The following is a 13543-nucleotide window of genomic DNA, read 5'->3' on the forward strand; positions in this document are numbered from 1 at the left end:
AAAGGGAGGGAAACCATGAAACGCTTTAATCCAGGTGCCATCAGAAGGGGCGCGCTTGCTGTCCTTATGGCGACAGTCGCATTGCCCGCGCTTGCAGCCGATCTGACGATCGGACGCGCGGCAGAGCCATCATCCATCGACCCGCAATTCTCACGCACAGGCAACAATCAGGGTACGGCCCAGCTCATGTTCGGTCGTCTGATCGAGCAGGACGCCAATCTGCAGATCAGCCCCGGTCTCGCGACGGAATGGACGTCGCTCGATGATAATACCTGGGAGATCAGGCTGCGTGAGGGTGTGAAGTTCCATGACGGTTCAACCCTGACGGCCGACGATGTGATCTACTCGCTGGAGCGCACCGACGAAGTGCCCAACAGCCCGGCCCCATTCTCCGACATGGTGTCGTCCATCGACACAATGGAAAAGGTTGATGATCTCACCGTCCGTATCAAAACCAGAGAACCGGCACCGGCGCTGATCGAGGATATCGGCCGCGTCTTCATCATCTCCAAGGCGGCTTCTGAAGGGAAAACGTCCGAAGACTTCAATGCGGGATCGGCCACGGTTGGAACCGGTCCCTACAAGTTCGTTTCCTTCAAGCCGGGTGAAAGCCTCACGATTGAGGCCTTTGATGGTTATTGGGGCGAGCAGCCCGATTTTAAAGACGTGGAGGTGCGTTTCATCTCCAATGATGCTGCACGTGTTGCAGCGCTCCTGTCCGGTTCGGTCGATCTGATCGATGCCGTTCCGCCGGCTGATGTGGCGCGTCTTGAATCGCAGGATGGCATCAATGTGGTTTCAGCGGCTTCCGGCCGTGTCATCTATCTGGGGCTCTCGCAGCGTTTCGATCAGGCGCCCGGCGTGTTTGGCCTCGACGGCAAGCCGCTGGCTGAAAACCCCTTCCGTGATGCGCGCGTGCGCAAGGCGATTTCGCTGATGATCGACCGCCAGCTGGTCGTTGATCGCATTCTGGGCGGCGCGGGTGTGCCGGCTGGCCAGCTTGTTCCCGCGGTTCTGGGCGGTCATGCGGAAGACCTGAAGCCCGATGAGGCTGATGTCGCCAGAGCGAAGGAACTGCTTGCAGAGGCGGGCTATCCGGATGGTTTTGCACTCAAGCTCTATTCGTCCAACAACCGCTTCCCCGGCGATGGCGATCTGGTGCAGGCGCTTGGCCAGATGCTGACCCGTGGCGGGTTGAAGGTCGAGGGTGTCGAGGCGCTGCCCTACAATGTCTACTCTAAGGCTGCGAGCGCGGGTGATTACGGCGCTTTCGTCTTCTCTCTTGGTTCTTCCACGCCGACATCCGCCCCAAATCTATCGAGCCTGATCCAGACCTATGACAAGGAAGCAGGCACCGGCGCGTTCAATCGTGTGCGGTTCTCCAGCAAGGCCTTTGACGAGGCTCTCGCGGTTGCGCTGCAGGAGTTCGATCCGCAAAAGCGCAACGAGCTTCTGGCGGAAGCCACGCGCATCGCCTTCGCCGAAACGCCGATCGTTCCGCTTTACTGGCAGAAAGTTTTCTGGGGAGCGCGTGAAGGCATCACTATTGATGGTGGCCTGTCCGAATACACGCTTGCCCAAGACGTGAAGCGGGTGGACTGACGTGACGGCCGACCTGACGCCCCCGATCGCACTTACTGCCGATGTCGTTGTTCACCGGGATGTCATGATCCCGATGCGCGATGGTGTCAGGTTGGCTACCGATATTTATCGCCCGGCAGGGGATGGCGAAGCTGCGCATGATCCCCTGCCGGTCATCTTTGAACGTACGCCCTATGACAAGGCGGGAACGCCGCGCACGGAGCTGTCGCTGCGCGACCCTGTTCCGGCCTCCCGCGAGGCGCTGGCGATCCGCCTTGTAAGGGAGGGATATGTTGTCATCTGGCAGGACTGCCGGGGCCGCTATCGCTCCGAAGGCACGTTCACGAAATATCTGAACGAGGGTGAGGACGGATACGATTCCATGGTCTGGATCGAAGCCCAGCCATGGAACAATGGCCGCATCGGAACGATGGGGCTTTCCTATGATGCCCATACGCAGATGGCCATGGCCTGTCTCAACCCGCCGGGTCTTGCCTGCATGGCGGTGGATTCTGGCGGCTTCTCCAATGCCTTCACCTGCGGCATACGCCAGGGCGGTGCCTTCGAGCTGAAACAGGCCACCTGGGCCTATAACCGGGCCAAGGAAGCGCCGCTGGCGCAGAACAATCCGCTCATCCGTGCAGCCATTGAGGCCGAAGACCTGCATGGCTGGTTCGGCAAGATGCCATGGACGAAGGGGCGCAGCCCGGTCAAATGGGATCCCGATTATGAAACCTATCTGCTCGACCAGTGGCAGAACGGCACTTTTGATGATTTTTGGAAGAAGGTGGGCATCTGGGCAGCCGGCTATTACGAGCAGATGGATACCGTGCCGACCATACTGATGTCGAGCTGGTATGACGCCTATGTCCACACCACGCTGGAAAACTATCAGGGCCTGAAAAAGCCCGACCGTCCGCTCATTCTCATTATGGGGTGCTGGACGCACGGCAACCGCTCGCAGCGTGTGTTCGGCGATGTGGATTTCGGACCGGCGGCACCCTTTGACGGTCAGGTGGATGAAGACTGGCTGTCCTTCCGGATGCGCTGGTTCAAACGCTGGCTGAAGGCGAGCCAGGAGCCCGAGCCGCTTCTGGACACAGCTGTTCATTATTTCCTCATGGGCGGGGGAGGCGGCGCAAAGACGCCTGAGGGCCACATGCTGCATGGCGGCGAATGGCGCAAGAGCACCGATTGGCCACCGCCCGAGGGAAAGCCTGTCCGGTATTTCATGCATGGAGACATGCAGCTTTCACAGATGGAGCCTACCGAGGCGGAGCGGCACATCGCCTATGATTTCGACCCGCGCGATCCGGTGCCGACCATTGGCGGTTCACTCACATCCGGAGAGCCGATCTTTTCGGGCGGCGGCTTTGATCAGGTGGAGCGCGAGGATTTTTACGGTTGCACCAATCCGGGCATGCCGCTCAGCGCTCGCAAGGATGTCCTTTCATTCCAGACAGAGCCACTGGAAGCGGATGTGATTGTCGCTGGTCCGATCACGGTTCGTCTCCATGTTTCGACCGATGCGCCGGATACGGATTTCACCGCCAAGCTGGTCGATGTCTATCCGCCATCGGAAGACTATCCGCGCGGCTATGCGTTGAATATCACCGACGGCATCTTTCGCTTGCGCTATCGCCATTCATTCGAGAAACCCGCACTGGTGGGGCCGGACGAAGGCGTGATGGAAATCGAGATCACACCCTTCGCCACGGCAAACCGTTTCTGCAAAGGTCATCGCATTCGCGTCGACATATCATCGTCGAATTTCCCGAAATACGACGTGAACCCCAATACGGGCGAGCCGGAAGGAACCTCCCGGATCACAAACATCGCCCGTAACAGGGTGCATCTTGATGCAACACATCTGTCCCATATCGAGCTTTACTGCCTGCCATCCTGACGCAATATGCTCGAACCGCGAGGCGCTTCCGGCAAGCGCTTCGCAGCTTTTTTCCTCTCGTTAAAAACGTTTTCGGTCAACGCGCTCTCGCCCTGCCGCGAGGTATGCTGATTCAATTCGATGCACGTTGACAGATAGGTATAATAAATATACCAAAATGGCATGACCAACCATATGCTTGACGAACCGATCGAAATCCGCCCGAACCAGGAGGTGCTTGAACTCTGGTGGGCCGGGGTCGCAGCCGTGAATGGTCGGGCACTGGTCCGGCAGTCTCTGAAGCGCGAAAAACTTCCTGAAACGGGATTTCACGTTGCGGCTGTCGGCAAGGCAGCGGCCTCCATGCTTGAGGGCGTGCGCGATTTCTCTCCTTTCGCTGCTCGTGAACTCCTGATCACCAAAGAAGGCCATGTTCCCGGAGACCTGCTGCGTGGCGAGGGGACCGAAATTCACGAAAGTGCGCATCCTGTCCCCGACGCCCGAAGCCTGGAGGCCGGCAAAGCATTGCGCCAATTCGTTGAGACGGTGCCCGATGGAGAACATCTTCTCTTGCTGATCTCGGGCGGCGCGTCGGCGCTGGCGGAGGAGCTGTGTGAGGGATACACGGCCGATCAGCTTGCCGCTTTCAGTCGCTACGCACTTTCGGCCGGAACCGAGATTCGACAGATCAATCGGGACCGCGCACTGTTTTCCCGCATCAAAGGCGGAAAGCTGCTCGCCGCGGCGTCGCGCATCAATGTTCATGTCAGGAAGATCAGTGATGTGAAATGTGGTGACGAGGCTCTTATAGGTTCGGGCATCGGCAGTCTTGAACGACTTCCGGCAAATAGCGGCGGGCTTGTGAGGGAAGCATTGGTTGTCGGCAACAATGCGCAGGCGCGAGATGCAGTGGCCGCCATGGCATTGAAGCGGGAGCTTTCCGTCGTGGAAAACAGCGAGACGCTTTACGGCGATGTTTTCGAGGTGGCTGAACGGCTGGCGCATCGGCTGAAGTCCGGTCCCGATGGTGTTTACATATGGGGTGGTGAACCGACCGTGGAGCTGCCTTCGGATCCCGGCCGGGGTGGTCGCAACCAGAGCCTGGCCCTGGCGCTTGGGATCGCGCTGGCAGGTGAAACCTCCATTCATGCAATGGTGGCGGGAACGGACGGAACGGATGGTCCGACAGAAGCAGCAGGCGGGCTCGTTCCAGTACTCGGACCCGATCAGCTTGAGAGTGCTCGTGCAGCGCTCGCCCGAGCCGATGCCGGCCCGTTCCTAGAAAACGTTGGGGCACTGTTCACATCAGGTCCTACCGGCACCAACGTGATGGATCTGGCGATTGCGGTAAAGCGAAGCGAAACCAAGCAGAAAGTGATGATCTGACATGAATGCCGAACATTCTTCCAGGGCCAGGACGCCGTGCCGCATCAGTTCCAAATTCACCAAGATCCTTGCCACGCTTGGTCCTTCTACCGACAGTCATGCAATGATCCTCGCCCTGCACCGCGCAGGCGCAGATCTCTACCGCCTCAACTTCAGCCATGGCAGTTACGAAACCCATCAGGAGCGACACGAACGCGTGCGGGCGGTGGAGGCAGAGCTCAACACCGTCATCGGCATCCTTGCCGATCTCCAGGGGCCGAAGCTCAGGGTGGGGCGATTTCACGATGGTTGCGCGACGCTTGTCGAGGGGCAGTACTTTCGGCTGGTGAAGGAACCCGTGGTGGGAAATACCGAGCAGGTTCAACTGCCGCATCCGGAGATTTTCGCGGTCGTGGAGAGTGGTGATGAGTTGCTCATCGACGACGGTCGCATTCGCTTCCAGGTGGTGAAGAAGGGAGAAGGCGTTCTGGATTGCCGGGTGCTGAATGGCGGCCTTCTCAGTGATCACAAGGGTGTCAATCTGCCGTCGCGCCGATTGAATGTTTCCCCGCTTACCAAGAAAGACCTGCGGGATCTGGACTTCGCCCTCTCTCTGGGTGTCGACTGGATTGCACTGTCTTTCGTGCAGCATCCCGATGATGTGCGTCAGGTGAAGGAGCAGATTGCCGGCAGGGCAAGGCTGATGGCCAAGATCGAGAAACCCAGCGCCGTTGATCATATTGAGGAGATCGTGGAACTGTCGGATGGCATCATGATCGCGCGCGGTGATCTGGGTGTCGAGATGCCTCCCGAAAAGGTTCCGGCGATACAGAAGAGGATCATCGAAGTGGCTCGCAGGCATGGCCGTCCGGTCGTCGTGGCGACCCAGATGCTGGAAACGATGATCAGTGCACCCGTGCCGACACGGGCAGAAGCATCCGATGTGGCAAATGCGATCTATGATGGCGCAGATGCGATCATGCTTTCGGCAGAAACCGCGGTGGGGAAATACCCACTGGAAGCTGTGTGCATGATGACGCGCATCGCCCATTCCATCGAGCAGGATGAGCATTTTGTCCGCAGGATGGAGAGTAGGGAAACTGATGTTTCGGCCAGCGATTCCGACATTATCGCCGCTGCGGCCTGTGATGTGGCACGTCGACGTGGCTGTCCCACCATTGTGACATTGACGGAAACGGGAGAGACCGCGGCAAGGGTGTCGCGCTCCCGGCCGGGCCGACCGATCCTCGCTTTGACACCCCGCGCATCAACCGCCCGCTATCTGAGTGTCTTCCATGCGGTATCGCCCCTGCAGGGGCAGGTCGAGAGAGAGGCAAGTGTGGATGCCGTTGCCACAGAGCATGTGTTGGCTGCCGACCTCGCTCGGCCGGACGATCGTATCGTCATCACGGCAGGGGCCAGGAGGGGTGAGAGCGGCGGAACCAATCTTCTGCGGATTGCGACAGTCCAGGCCGGCTGACGTTCAGCCAAAATGGCTTCGCAGAGTAGAGATGCGCATCAGGCGGTCGCGCTCCTCAGCCGCGCGCATCGCCTGCACGACATAGTTCAGATGCACTCCCATGGCATCCGCCGCTGAGGCGGAGTCGCGCGCCTCTATCGCATTGACGATCTCTTCATGCTGCCGGTGAATGATGTCGAGATCGCCATAGCTCTCGCTGTGCAGTCGAAACCACTCCTGCGTGACCTTCAGAAAGATCGGCATGAGCGCGTCGGAAACAATTGCTGCAACAGTGTTGCCACACATGTGCGCAATGCGATTGTGCAGCTTTACATCGGCTTGCGCGTATTGCTCTTCGGAGATCTCAAGGGCCTGTTTGAGTTCCGCACGCATGGGCGCTATGTCGGCTCCGGAATTCCTGGCCGCCATGTAGCTTGCGTGCACCTCGAGCACCTCGCGAAACTCGTAAACCTGGCGCACGGCATCTGGGCGCTTCAGGATCAGCGAGAGTAGTGGTGCCGAGCTGTCGGGCAGGTCGGTTCGCAGGAGGGAAACCACCTCTTTCTTGTCGATGCGCACGACCTCAAGGGCATCCAGTGCCGCTATGGCCTCGCGCAGCGCCGTGGTCGCGATGCCTGTTGCCTGCGCAAGTGTCTCGACAGAGGGGAGCGTCTGCCCGGGTGACATGGCGCTATTGCGAAAATGCTCCACAAGCTGGGACATCGCCTGGGCGCGACTGGCCGAAGTGGTGTGCTCGGAGGTGGGAAAACGAATGACATCGCCTTTCCCTGGTTCCAGAAAGCTGCACAGCGCTGCGAAGGCGTCACGAAGCCCCTCCCGGTCCCGGTTGATAAAGCACAGATGGGCGTCGTTGATGGAGGAAACGAAGGACTGCCGAAGTTCAGTCTCCTTTCCGATTTCACCGAGACGATTGGCAACGATCGGGCGAAGGGCGGTGTTCAGAGCGATATAGACCTGCGTGTAGAAGAAATTGTACGCAGTGGCGCAAACCTTCTCCAGGTAGTTCAGGAGCCGGTCCGTCTGCTCCTCTGCCTCATCCCAGTTGCCAGTCAGCAGGTGCGTCTGGCTCTGATCCAGGCTGACACTGTCCACTCGCGTATGTCGCTCTGTAGCGATTGCTGCAGCCTCCACCGAGAGAAATGACCAGAACTCCCACGCATCGGCAGCAGAAAACGAGCCGGTCTGCCGGGCTTCGGCGCTGATGAGCGCCGCGCTGACATTCGTCACCGCGGTGGTGCGCCCATCGGCGATGAGCACACCTTTGGCCGAGAGCTTGGCTATCGCCGAGCGTAGACTGACCCGTGACACATCGAGGCTTTCTGCCAGGCGGCGCTCGGAAGGCAGAAGGGCACCGGGATGCAGCGCTCCCGAAACGATCAGGTTTTCAAAATACTCAACCGTCACGTCCACCACGGTGGGGGCGTGCAAGGGGGGGAGGGAATCCGCATCAATCACGGTTCGAAGCATGCGTTGACCATTTCTGGGCTGGACCAAATCAGTCATTCATCCTGACCGTAATCCCCATCCTGCCGCAATGAAAATATCCAACAGGCGTCAGTTGGTATAATAATAATGCCATTTATTGACATGCAGCTCGCGCGACGATAGAGAAGGATTGGTCAAAAAATAATACCATCGTCAGGGAGGTAGATGGCGATGGTCTTCGTGTTCTGCAAAAAGGGAGTGAAACATGACGGTGAAATCGTTACTGGCATCTGCGTCAGCGGTATTGGCATTGAGTGTGGTTCAGGCGGATGCCGGACAGGTGCGAATGAAAATGGCGGCCTCGTTCCCGTCGTCTCAGCCGCTCCTGGGAGAAGCGGGGCCGAAGATCGCGGAAACCATTACGGCCATTTCCCAGGGATCGATGGAGGTCCGCTTCTACGAGCCGGGCGCGCTGGTTCCGGCATTTGAAGTGCTTGATGCAGTGGGCAATGGCGTCGTTGACGCGGCATGGTCGATGCCGGGTTATCAGACTTCCAAGGACATCGCCTTCGCGCTGTTTTCCGCCGTGCCTTTCGGTCCGGGTTCAGGTGAATATGCGGCCTGGATGTTTTACGGCGGTGGGCAGGATTTCCTGAACGAGAAACTCTACGCGAAATACAATGTGCATTCCGAGATCTGCGGCATATCTCCTCCCGAGACGGCCGGCTGGTTCCGCAAGGAAATCACAGAGCTCGAAGATCTGGAGGGGCTTCGCATGCGCTTCTTCGGTCTTGGCGCCCGTGTGATGCAGAAGCTTGGCGTCGATACGCAGCTTCTGCCCGGCGGAGACATCTACCCCGCGCTCGAACGCGGAACGATCGATGCAACGGAATACTCCATGCCGGTGGTCGATGAGGGCGCGGGTTTCTACCAGTTGACGAAGTTCAATTACTTCCCCGGCTGGCACCAGCAGGCGACGTTGCATGACCTGATCATCAACCTCGATGTCTGGAAGGGCCTGACCGACGCACAGCGCACGCTGATCCAGACGGTTTGCCGGGCGAATTTCACAGACATGCTGGCAAAGGGCGAGGCCGTTAATGGCGAGGCTCTCAAGCGCCTGCAGGATGAGCGGGGCGTCAAGGTGCGCAAATACTCCGACGAGCAGCTCAAGGCCTTTGAGGAAAAATGGACCGCCGTCGTGGAAGAGCTGAAAGGCGAAAGTCAAATGTTCGCGGAAGCCTGGGTCAGTCTTGAGGCGTTTCGGTCGGGCTATGCATCCTGGAAGGACAACGCATATCTGAAGTAGCGCTGGTTGCCGCGCGCTCACGGAGGCGGCGCTGCGTTCACTGCAGCGCTGCTTTCATCCATCCCCATCATTCTGTCATTTGCGAGCGTTTATGGCTTCCTTCTGCCTGACAGCCGCCTATCGGACGATCGATCGCGTGTTGCATCTGATCGCCTGGATCGGCGCATTCACCATGATCGGGCTCATGCTCATCGTCGTCTACGACGTGCTGACCCGGTATTTCGGCTTCGGCAAAGTGCCGGGCGTCAATTCAACGATGATGCAGGAATCCCAGTACTGGGCGCATACGGTGATCTTCTCGCTCGTGATCGGGTTCGGATATGTGCGTCAGGTGCATGTCCGCATCGATCTGGTGACATCCAGCCTTGCCAGGCGGACAAGGTTGCTGCTTGAGTTGACCGGGTGCCTGCTCTTCCTGATGCCCTTCTCGCTTGTCGGAGCATTCTATTGTTTCGGCTATGCGCGCCAATCCTACGTGAATGGCGAAATTTCCGCCTCCACCATCGGCCTGAGCAATCTATGGATTCTCAAATCCATGCTGGTCGTCATGTTCATTCTTCTGTTTCTGGCTGGCCTGTCGCAAGTGCTGAAATGCGTTGAAGGACTGAGAGGCACTCTGCCGGCCACACAGGTCGACAAACTCGTGGGGGGAGGGCACTGATGACGCTGGTTGATGTTCTCCCATTGTTGATGTTCGTGGCGCTTGCTGCGCTGCTGTTCTCCGGTTTCCCCGTCGCGTTCGTGCTGGGCGGCGTTGGGCTGGCATTTGCCACCATTGCGATCTTCATCGATCCATGGCTTTTCGATTGGCCGCAGTTCTATGCCATTCCCGCGCGGATCTACGGCGCCATTGCCGAAAACATGATCCTGACCGCCATACCCATGTTCGTTTTGATGGGCACCATGCTGGAACGTTCGGGCGTGGCGCGCGATCTTCTCAACTGTCTGCAAGTGCTCATGCGGGGCGTGCCCGGCGGTCTGGCTCTGTCTGTCGTTCTTATGGGCACAATACTCGCGGCGACCACCGGCATCATCGGTGCGTCCGTGGTGATGATGACGCTCCTGGCCATGCCGGTCATGAAGCGTCAGGGCTACTCGTCCGCGCTGGCATCGGGAACAATCGCTGCTTCGGGAACGCTCGGAATTCTCATCCCGCCATCGATCATGCTGATCATCATGGCTGATCTTCTGAGCCGGTCGGTAGGCACGCTCTTTGTCGCCGCCGTAATCCCCGGTTTCATGCTCGCGATCTTATACATGATTTATGTTGTGGTTGTTTCGTGGCTGAAGCCGGATCTCGCTCCACCCCTCGACGCCGATGTCGGGCCGAAGACACGCGGTGCGCTGGTCGCCATGCTGCTTCGCTCGTTCGTGCCGCCGATCATTCTTGTTCTGCTGGTGCTCGGGTCCATACTGGGTGGCCTCGCCACCCCCACGGAAGCCGCGAGTGTCGGTGCGTTCGGTGCGGTTTTGCTCGCATTCGTCAATCTCGTCCTGCTGCCATACTTCCATGTTACTGAAATCAGGATGGAAGGGCAGGCTGCTCTCGAGGACGAAGCGCTTCGGGAGACAGAGACGCTTCTCGGACGATTCTGGCGAATTCTGAACGATGTGGTCCTGCGCTCTGCTCTCACCAACGCCATGATTTTTGCAATCTTCATCGGCGCGACCCTGTTTTCCTATGTCTTTCGTCAAATTGGCGGCGAGGAAGTGGTAATTCACCTTTTCGACAATTTGGGCCTTGGGCCATGGGGCATTCTGTTTGCACTGATGGGGCTGGTTTTTGTTCTTGGCTTCTTTTTTGACTGGATCGAAATCACGCTGATCGTTCTTCCCGTCTTCGCACCCATCATCAACGGTCTGGATTTCGGCGCTCACGTCCCGCAGGCAGAGGTTACCTACTGGTTCGCCACGCTGATGGCGATTAACCTCCAGACATCGTTTCTGACTCCACCCTTTGGCTTTGCGCTGTTCTATCTCAAGGCGGTTGCGCCACCGGAGGTGGCCATCAAGGATATCTATCTGGGGATCATTCCGTTCGTTCTGCTGCAGCTTGTCGGGCTGGCCTTCGTTCTGGCATTTCCACAATTGGTGTTGTGGTTGCCGAAACTTCTTCTGGATTAGGAACGGGCGGCTGACGAACGGCGCCCGGTGCGTCGTGCTTCGGCTTTTGCGCCCCGGCATTCCCGCCTTTCATGGTCGTGCGTCCTCTCCATTTCGCCGGGGGTGTGATGGGATGCGGCGTAACGGCACAGACGCGACCATAGAGTTGTTTTTGTTTTTGTTTCAATTATATAGAGGCCATGGATAAAAGAAAGTTCCTTATATTCCGCCGCGGGAGCCGGATGATGCATGTCATCGCCCGGGGCGGATCTATATAAGTGATGTAAATCTTATTAGTTCGGCTCCGGGTCGTTTTTCTTGAAAGAGAAATCGTCTGTTCTTTTGCGCAATCGAAATTGCGTGTCTGGAGTTCGATATGTCCATGCGTTCCATGTTGTTGCTTTGTGATAGCTGCGCTGCCAGCCTTCCGCGCGCTGCGGTGCGATGCCCCTGGTGTTCCGCGCCCGTCAACACGTTTTCGGGTGGCGTGCAATTTGCCGACTACAAGTCTCGCCTTCGCGGGTGCGGGCAAATGCGACAGGGCGGCACGGGCCGCTCATCGCGGGTCGGATTGAAATCGTAGCAGCACATGCGAGGCCCGGGGGGCAGGGCGGTTTGCATATGTGCAGTGCGTTAACGGGGTTCAGAACACCATGGCCTTCTTGATGTCATTTCCAGCCACGCGGATGCGTCTCCAATTCGGAATGTGACCCTGGTGCCGGTTTTGTCGGTGCCAGGGAGATCTTTCACAGACTTTACGATTTGAAGAGATCCGGAGAAACGACATGGCCAAGAGAAAAGGCGACCAGAAGCGCAAGCAGCCCAAGGGCAAGAAAAAGAAGGCCGTCAGCCAGCCTGATGCCGTGGCCGATCAGCTGGCCACCACAAAGCGCAAATAGTCACGGTACTTTAGCCAGCGGGGTCGTGGGGAGTGGTGCCCCACGACCATATCAAATGTCGGTCTGCGTTGGCAGAGCCGGCTTCTTTTACATGAAACGAAAGGAGGGCGTGCGATGATACCCGTTCGTGTTTCTTTCGCAGTCGACCTCGCATTCGACAGTACGTCGAGCACCCGCAAGGCTGCTCTTTGGGCTCTGGCAGCACAGGTCGCGGAGTTTCAGCCCGACTTGAGCAAAATCGACATCGCCAGCGCTCTGTACGCCCGGGAAAGGCTGGGCACCACAGCCATTGGCGGGGGAATTGCCTTGCCGCACACTGTGCTCTCAAATCCGGAGGGGTCGATGATCGTGGTGCGTCGGCTCGGCCGTCCGGTAGAGTTCGATGCGCCGGATGGTGTCGCGGTCGACACATTTGTCGCCCTGATGGGGAGCAGGCGTGATATGAAATGGCTTCGCGCTGCCCTGCTGCGGCTCGGCCGACTGGGGCGGGAGGCGGCGCTGAAACAACGATTGCGTGAAGCGACCACGCGCTCCGAAGCGGAAGCCGTCATCGCTGCGCTCGGCCTCAATATTCGTGAAGAGCACCCAATAGGGCGTCGGGGACGCGTTTACGAAGAGCAATCGCTTGCAGGGAAAAGGCTGCCAGGGTTCTTGAAGCATCCGAAGCAGCCGCGCGCTAATACAACAGGGTGACTGTGCCAGACTTTCGTGGTGCGCGAAATCCTCGTCCCGGGCCATCCCGCCATGCTCTGAAACGGCCCGGGACGTTGCCGCAGTACGGCCGGCGCGGCCTCAGTCGTCCTTCGACAACGCCGATTCCTTGTGCGCGGCAATGTGATCCGTCTTGTCGCTCTTGATTTCGTACTGGGGCTCATCCGGTGAAGCGCGGCGCCTGTGTCCCTTGTATTCGAAATCGTGCTTGTGAATCCTGATGATTGTTCCTGAGACCCGTCCGGCCTCCGAGTTCCAGCTTACGGCATCGCCAATATCGAATTTCGCCATAAATCCGTCTCCCTGATTGATTCACGGAAAGGAACGACTCTGACCGCTTCAATGTTCCCGCGCCCCGATGCGTGTGTTTTCGCTCAGGGTATCCGGGGAGGTGTATGCATGGAGGCTGTGTTTGGGTTTCGAAATATAATTTAATTAGAAGTTTTTTCTTATCTATGTAAGATTTCGATTTTTCATTTCTATTACATGTGTGTATTATTGATTATCGATCTATATATTAGAATATTCACGATACGTTAATTTGTTTATTGAAATATCGGTCATTCATCATCAGGAGGCTTTGATATGCTGTCGCGCAATGCATTGCCCGTTTGCCAGGTTTGCCGTGCCGGTGTTCCCCGCGCTGCCGTTCGCTGTCCCTGGTGTTCTGCTGGCGTTCATACCTCGTTCCGACCGGCACGCGCGGCAGATCAGGATGCACATCTTCGCGCATTTGCCATCGCCACCAGTTCGGGAGCGAATACGAAGAGGCTGCGCTGAGGCAG

General features: G+C 58.0%; 11 protein-coding genes. 8 read left to right on the plus strand and 3 right to left on the minus strand.

The annotated features are described in order from the left end of the window. Positions 1-15 precede the first annotated feature (15 nt). The 4 genes from AB2N04_RS06800 (at position 16) to pyk (ending at position 6311) form a co-directional block, all read left to right on the plus strand. On the plus strand, positions 16-1602 hold the full coding sequence (locus AB2N04_RS06800; protein ID WP_367717851.1) for an ABC transporter substrate-binding protein: 1587 nt from the start codon (positions 16-18) through the stop codon (positions 1600-1602). 1 nt (position 1603) lies between these two features. Continuing rightward, entirely contained in the window at positions 1604-3487 is a 1884-nt protein-coding gene (locus AB2N04_RS06805) for a CocE/NonD family hydrolase (protein WP_367717853.1), read from the plus strand. Positions 3488-3649: 162 nt separating this feature from the next. After that, positions 3650-4852, plus strand: a complete 1203-nt coding sequence (locus AB2N04_RS06810; RefSeq protein WP_367717854.1) for a DUF4147 domain-containing protein — start codon at positions 3650-3652, stop codon at positions 4850-4852. A 1-nt stretch (position 4853) separates the two neighbouring features. After that, the gene (gene pyk, locus AB2N04_RS06815) at positions 4854-6311 is read left to right on the plus strand and encodes a pyruvate kinase (RefSeq protein WP_367717856.1); all 1458 of its coding nucleotides are present in this window, start codon (positions 4854-4856) and stop codon (positions 6309-6311) included. Between the two features lie 3 nt (positions 6312-6314). Here the strand turns inward: pyk and AB2N04_RS06820 are convergent, their stop codons facing one another. Continuing rightward, on the minus strand, positions 6315-7778 hold the full coding sequence (locus AB2N04_RS06820; RefSeq protein WP_367717858.1) for a FadR/GntR family transcriptional regulator: 1464 nt from the start codon (positions 7776-7778) through the stop codon (positions 6315-6317). Between the two features lie 223 nt (positions 7779-8001). On the opposite strand from AB2N04_RS06820, the gene AB2N04_RS06825 reads away from it, so the two are divergent. The 4 genes from AB2N04_RS06825 (at position 8002) to AB2N04_RS06840 (ending at position 12740) form a co-directional block, all read left to right on the plus strand. Beyond that, the gene (locus tag AB2N04_RS06825; RefSeq protein ID WP_367717860.1) at positions 8002-9045 is read left to right on the plus strand and encodes a TRAP transporter substrate-binding protein; all 1044 of its coding nucleotides are present in this window, start codon (positions 8002-8004) and stop codon (positions 9043-9045) included. Between the two features lie 91 nt (positions 9046-9136). Continuing rightward, positions 9137-9706 carry a TRAP transporter small permease subunit gene (locus AB2N04_RS06830; RefSeq protein ID WP_367717862.1) on the plus strand — a complete coding sequence of 190 codons (570 nt, stop codon included), beginning with the start codon at positions 9137-9139 and terminating at the stop codon, positions 9704-9706. Further along, positions 9706-11169 carry a TRAP transporter large permease subunit gene (locus AB2N04_RS06835; RefSeq protein WP_367717864.1) on the plus strand — a complete coding sequence of 488 codons (1464 nt, stop codon included), beginning with the start codon at positions 9706-9708 and terminating at the stop codon, positions 11167-11169. Before AB2N04_RS06830 ends, AB2N04_RS06835 begins: the two co-directional genes overlap by 1 nt. Positions 11170-12161: 992 nt before the next feature. Continuing rightward, positions 12162-12740: a PTS sugar transporter subunit IIA gene (locus AB2N04_RS06840; protein ID WP_367717865.1), complete on the plus strand. Its 579-nt coding sequence runs from the start codon at positions 12162-12164 to the stop codon at positions 12738-12740. A gap of 99 nt (positions 12741-12839) precedes the next feature. On the opposite strand, the gene AB2N04_RS06845 is transcribed toward AB2N04_RS06840, so the two are convergent. Next, complete coding sequence (locus AB2N04_RS06845; RefSeq protein WP_367717866.1) at positions 12840-13049, minus strand: DUF2945 domain-containing protein; 210 nt, start codon at positions 13047-13049, stop codon at positions 12840-12842. A 235-nt stretch (positions 13050-13284) separates the two neighbouring features. Continuing rightward, positions 13285-13491 (minus strand): hypothetical protein, encoded by a 207-nt coding sequence (locus tag AB2N04_RS06850; RefSeq protein ID WP_367717867.1) that lies wholly within the window; start codon positions 13489-13491, stop codon positions 13285-13287. Between the last annotated feature and the right edge of the window lie 52 nt (positions 13492-13543).

The organism is Nitratireductor sp. GISD-1A_MAKvit (assembly GCF_040819555.1).
Lineage (GTDB): Bacteria > Pseudomonadota > Alphaproteobacteria > Rhizobiales > Rhizobiaceae > Nitratireductor.